The following is a 5,553-nucleotide window of genomic DNA, read 5'->3' on the forward strand; positions in this document are numbered from 1 at the left end:
CTAAAGACCGGCAACCGCTGCGAACACACCTTCCCGGTCCCCGGCGCCCACGATTACGTCTGTATCCCGCACCGCGAGGGCGGCATGTACGGGACCGTCGTCGTCGAGGAGTGAGCCGTGAGCCCGCCCGCCCCCCGCCGAAATCCATTCCCGCCCGCGTCACGAACAAGGGGTGACTGAGAGATGGACCTCTCGCCGCTCCTCGGGACCGACGTCCTGCTGTTCCTCGCGATCGGGCTGCTCGGCGGCGCCCACTGTATCGGCATGTGCGGCCCGCTCGTCACCGTCTACGCGAGTCGGATGGACGCCGACGGCGGCCGGACCGACGGCGGCGGGGCGGGCGCCGCGCGCACGGCGGACAGGGCGACCGGCCGCGAGGGGCACCTCACCACCTACGAGGTCCGCCAGCACACGCTGTTCAACCTCGGACGCGCGGCGAGTTACGCGACAATCGGAACGCTGCTGGGCGCGCTCGGCGGCGCGGTGTTCGTCACCACCGCGACCCTGACCGGCGCCGCCGAAACCGTCCGCGGCGGGGTCGGCCTCCTCGTCGGCGCGGCCGTCATCCTCGTCGGCGTCAGGTACCTCCTCGGCGGCGCGACCGGCGGGGTCCACCTCCCCGGGCTCGAACGCGTCACCGGGTGGCTCACCGGGTACGTCGACCGCCTCGCGAACGGCCCGGGGATCGTCGCGCTCGGCGCGGTCCACGGGCTGTTACCCTGTCCGATCCTCTACCCGGCGTACCTCTACGCGTTCGCCAGCGGCTCGGCGGTCGCCGGCGGCGTCGCGCTCGGCGCGCTCGGGCTCGGGACGATCCCGGCCGTCTTCGCCTACGGGACGCTGATCGAGAGCGTCGACCCCGTCCACCGCCGCCGGGTCCACCGGCTGCTCGGCGTCGCGTTCGTCGCGCTCGGCTACGTGCTGTTCGCTCACGGGCTGATGTCCGTCGGGATCCACGTGCCGCACCCGCGGCTCCCGTTCTGGAACCCGCTCGACGCCGGCATGGGGGGCATGTGAAATGAGCGGGGCCGCTCGACCGCCGGACGCGGGCGACGACCCCTCCGCGTGTACCCTCTGTGAGCTTCCGACCGAGGGCGTCGACGTCACCGACGGCGAGGGCAACCGCTTCTGTTGTACCGGCTGCCGCGACGTGTACGCCGCGCTCGGCGACGTCGACGTCGACGCCGACGCGGTCCGCGAGCGGCGGCAGGAACGCGGCGACGACGGTGCGGGCGGGCCTGACGACCCCGACGCCGAGGGCGGGTCCGGCGACCGCGACGTGCCCGAGGGTCACGAGGCGACGTTCCTGGAGGTCGACGGGATGCACTGCGCGACCTGCGAGGCGTTCATCGAGACGGTCGCGACCGACGCCGACGGCGTCAGCGGCGCGAGCGCGAGCTACGTCACCGACACGGTGCGGATCGATCACGACCCGGACGCGGTCACCATCGACGACCTCACCGAGACCGTGAGCGGGCTTGGATACAGCGCGTACGACCGCGACGACGCCTTCTCGCGCCGACAGGCGCGGAACATGGCGACGGCGCGGCTCGCCGCGGGCGTCCTCGTCGGGATGGCGGTCATGCTCCAGTACATCGTCCTCATCTACCCGACCTACTTCGCGTTCCCGTTCTACAACGAGCGCACGCTGGAGTACCTCAACCAGGCGATGGCCTCGACCTCCGGAACGTACTTCTTCATCGTCATCGGCGTCCTCACCACCATCGTCCTCTTCTTCACCGGGAAGCCGATCCTGCGGGGCGCGTACGTCAGCGCGAAGACGCGCTCGCCGAACATGGACCTCCTCGTCGCCATCGCGGCAGTGAGCGCCTACCTCTACAGCACGCTCGCGGTGATATTCGTCGAGTCGCCCTCGATATACTACGACGTGACCGTCGCCATCGTCGTCATCGTCACCGTCGGCAACCACTACGAGGACTCGGTGAAGGACCGCGCGACCGAACTGCTCTCCGAGGTCACCGCCGTCCAAGTCGACGACGCCCGGCGGCTGACCGCGGACGGGGAGCCGGAGTCGGTCGCCGTCGACGCGCTCGAACCGGGCGACCGGCTCCTCGTGCGCGCCGGCGAGCGGGTCCCGGTCGACGGCGAGGCGGTCGACGGCGACGCCGCGGTCGACGAGTCGGTCGTCACCGGCGAGTCGCTCCCGGTCCGGAAGGTCGCCGGCGACGCGGTCGTCGGCGGCTCCGTCGTCGCCGACGGGTCGCTCACGGTCGCGGTCGGCCCGGACGCGACCTCCAGCCTCGACCGCGTCGCGGAGCTGGTGTACGACCTCCAGAGCGGGAACCACGGCGTCCAGAAGCTCGCCGACCGGCTCGCGACGGTGTTCGTCCCCGCCGTCCTCGGCATCGCGGTCGTCGCCGCGGGCGCGTCGCTCGCGCTCGGCGGGGCACCGACCGACGCGATGCTCGTCGGGCTGACCGTGCTGATCGTCTCCTGCCCGTGCGCGCTCGGGCTGGCGACGCCGCTCGCGGTCGCCGCCGGCATCCGCGACGCGCTGGAGCGCAACATCGTCGTGTTCGACGACACCGTCTTCGAGCGGATCCGCGACGCGGACACGGTGGTCTTCGACAAGACCGGGACGCTGACCACCGGCGAGATGCGGCCGATCGCCCGCGAGGTCGACGACGACCTGCTCCGGCTCGCTGCCGCGCTCGAATCGCGCTCCGCGCACCCGGTCGGGCAGGCCGTCGCGGCGGCGCGAGCCGAGGTCGGCACCGAGGGCGCCGCGCCCGGCGGCGCGACCGGCGACGGCACCGGGCCGGCCGTCGCCGACGGCGGCGCGGAGGCGGTCGACGCCTCGACGGAGGGGCCGGACCCCTCGGCCGACGCGGGCGGGCCCGCGGTCGAGTCCTTCGAGGACCACGCCCGCGGCGTCTCTGGCGTCGTCGACGGGGTCGAGGTCGTCGTCGGCCACCCGGACCTGTTCGACGAGCGCGGGTGGACCGTCCCCGACGCGGTCCGCGAGGCGGTCGCCGACGCGCGGGACGTGGGGCGCGTCCCGGTCGCGGTCGGCCGCGACGGCGCCGCGGAGGGGTTCCTCGTGGTCGGCGACGAGCTCCGCGAGGGCTGGGAGGAGACGGTGACGGCGCTCGATCGCTCGGGCGTCGAGGTGATCGTCCTCACCGGCGACGACGAGCGCGCCGCGACTGTGTTCGCCGAGCACGCCGCCGTCTCGTCGGTGTTCGCCGGCGTGCCGCCCGAGGGGAAGGCCGAGGCGGTCGGGCGGCTGAAGGAGCGCGGCGTCACCGTGATGGTCGGCGACGGCACCAACGACGCGCCGGCGCTCGCGGCGGCCGACCTCGGGGTCGCGCTCGGCGGCGGCACCGCGATGGCGGCCGACGCCGCCGACGTGGCGATCGTCGACGACGAGCTCGGCTCCGTGGCGACCGTCTTCGAGCTCGCCCGGGCGGCCGGCCGGCGCGTGAAGGGGAACATCGGCTGGGCGTTCTGCTACAACGCGGTCGCCATCCCGCTCGCGGCGACCGGACTGCTGAACCCCCTCTTCGCCGCCGTCGCGATGGGGGCGTCGAGCCTCCTCGTGGTGACGAACTCCTCGCGGGCGCTGCTCGCGGACGACTGAGGGCGGCCCGTGACGCGGCCGCGCCCGCCCCTACCGCAAGCGACTTTCGGCTCACGCGAGTAGACCTGAGCGATGACAGACCAACAGCAGCAGCCCGCGACGCCGACGCGGAACGGAATGCCCGTTTTCGGGCTCGGCACGTGGGAGAACGACGACCCCGCCCAGTGTACCGAGTCGGTCGCGAACGCGCTCGACGCCGGCTACCGCCACGTCGACACCGCGCAGATCTACGGCAACGAGGCGGCCGTCGGCGACGGGATCGCGAAGAGCGACGTCGACCGCGACGACATCTTCCTCGCGTCGAAGGTGTGGATCGACGAGCTCACGCCCGCGGACGTCGCCTCGTCGACCCGCGAGAGCCTCGACAAGCTCGGCGTCGACGCGGTCGATCTCATGTACGTCCACTGGCCGGCCGGAGAGTACGAGCCCGAGGAAACGCTGCCGGCGTTCGCCGAGCTCCGCGACGACGGCCTGATCGACCGCATCGGCGTCTCGAACTTCGAACCCGAACACCTCGACGCCGCGACGGACGCGCTCGGCGAGGCGCCGTTCGCGAACCAGGTCGAGATGCACCCGCTGCTCCGCCAGGAGGAGCTCCGCGAGTACGCCGACGCCAACGGCATCGAGCTCGTCGCCTACTCGCCGCTCGCCCGCGGGGAGATCCTCGACGACCCGGCGATCGCCGACATCGCCGAGAAGCACGGCGTCAGCGCGGCGCAGGTGAGCCTCGCGTGGCTGCGCGAGTCCGGCGTCACCACCATCCCGAAGGCGACCGGGATCGACCACATCCGCGACAACCTCGCGAGCCTCGACCTCGAACTCGACGACGAGGACGTCGAGGCCATCGACACGCTCGGCCGGACCGACCGGCAGCTGAACCCCGACTTCGGGCCCGACTGGTAGGGCGTCCGGCTCACTTCGCCGCCCGCGGGAGCGACACCGTGATCCGGTTGCCGCGCTCGCGGCCGGCCGGATCGGAGTCGACCGCGACGTCCCCGTTGGACAGCTCCACGCTCCAGTAGACGACCCAGAAGCCGAGGCCGCTGCTGTGGTAGACGTGCGTCATGTCGTGGTCGCCGGTGAGCACGTCGGCCTCGACCGACGGTATCGCCGGGAGGTCGTCTTCGATCACGAGTTCGGCGCCGTCGTCGGTCCGACGCAGTCGGACCGTTACCGTCGGCCTCCCGTCGTCGCTGTGCTGAAACGGGTTCTCGAGGAGTTCGGTCACCGCCGACCGGAGTTCGCAGCGCCCGTCGACGGTGACCGCGTCGAGGCCGTCGACCGTGATCGACCCCTCGGCGTATCGGTCCCTGACGGTCTCGACGCACCCCTCGACCACGCTCCGGAGGTCGATCCGATCGGTCTCCCGCTGGTCGGTGATGAGATCGATGACCTCCCGTTCCTTCTCTGCGGTCTGGAGGAGGCGTTCGCCGACCCGTCGGATCACCGCCGTGTGTTCCGCCGCCTCCGGCACGTCGGCCTCGAGGTCCTCGACCGTCCCGAGGACGATGTTGAGTTCGTTCCGGAGGTTGTGGCGCAGGAGGTTGTCCATCACGACGAGCTGTCGTTCCCGACGGCGGCGGTCGGTGACGTCCTTGGTGAACCCCGTGATGCGGACGACCTCGCCGTCCTCGATTATCGGCTCGCCCTGGACCCACACCCACCGGTTGTAGTTCTCTTCGGGGTTCACCCGGTACTCAATATCGACGGAGTCGCCCGCGGCGAGCAGTTTCATCGCCTCCTCGACCGCGGGCCGGTCGTCCGGATGGACCGCGTCGAGGAACTTGTCCGGGTCGCCGCGGATCTCGTCAGTCGGTGTGCCGTACGCTCTTCTGTAGGAGATTGTTGATACTGGCGAGCTGTCGCTGTCGTGTCGAAGAGGACAAGGACACCGCGTCAGCGGTGTCCGACACGGATGATTCCGCTAGATGTGTTTGGGTCGGAATCGGTCG

4 protein-coding genes and 1 pseudogene are annotated in these 5,553 nt (G+C 71.7%); 4 read left to right on the plus strand and 1 reads right to left on the minus strand.

The features are described 5' to 3' along the window. The 4 genes from B9G49_RS15445 to B9G49_RS15460 all read left to right on the plus strand — a co-directional run. On the plus strand, nucleotides 1-114 hold a 114-nt coding region (locus B9G49_RS15445), incomplete at its 5' end, for a plastocyanin/azurin family copper-binding protein (RefSeq protein ID WP_233125233.1). Between the two features lie 69 nt (nucleotides 115-183). Continuing rightward, the gene (locus B9G49_RS15450; protein WP_049932459.1) at nucleotides 184-1,017 is read left to right on the plus strand and encodes a sulfite exporter TauE/SafE family protein; all 834 of its coding nucleotides are present in this window, start codon (nucleotides 184-186) and stop codon (nucleotides 1,015-1,017) included. A gap of 1 nt (nucleotide 1,018) precedes the next feature. Further along, complete coding sequence (locus B9G49_RS15455; protein WP_086216963.1) at nucleotides 1,019-3,601, plus strand: cation-translocating P-type ATPase; 2,583 nt, start codon at nucleotides 1,019-1,021, stop codon at nucleotides 3,599-3,601. Between the two features lie 117 nt (nucleotides 3,602-3,718). Then, a complete protein-coding gene (locus B9G49_RS15460; RefSeq protein ID WP_086216964.1) occupies nucleotides 3,719-4,504 on the plus strand; it encodes an aldo/keto reductase in 786 nt (261 codons plus the stop codon). A gap of 10 nt (nucleotides 4,505-4,514) precedes the next feature. On the opposite strand, the pseudogene B9G49_RS15465 reads toward B9G49_RS15460, so the two are convergent. Continuing rightward, a pseudogene (locus B9G49_RS15465) lies at nucleotides 4,515-5,441 on the minus strand (sensor histidine kinase); the annotation flags it as partial. Nucleotides 5,442-5,553: the final 112 nt, after the last annotated feature.

Origin of the sequence: Halorubrum sp. SD683 (genome assembly GCF_002135045.1) — an archaeon.
GTDB lineage: Archaea > Halobacteriota > Halobacteria > Halobacteriales > Haloferacaceae > Halorubrum > Halorubrum ezzemoulense.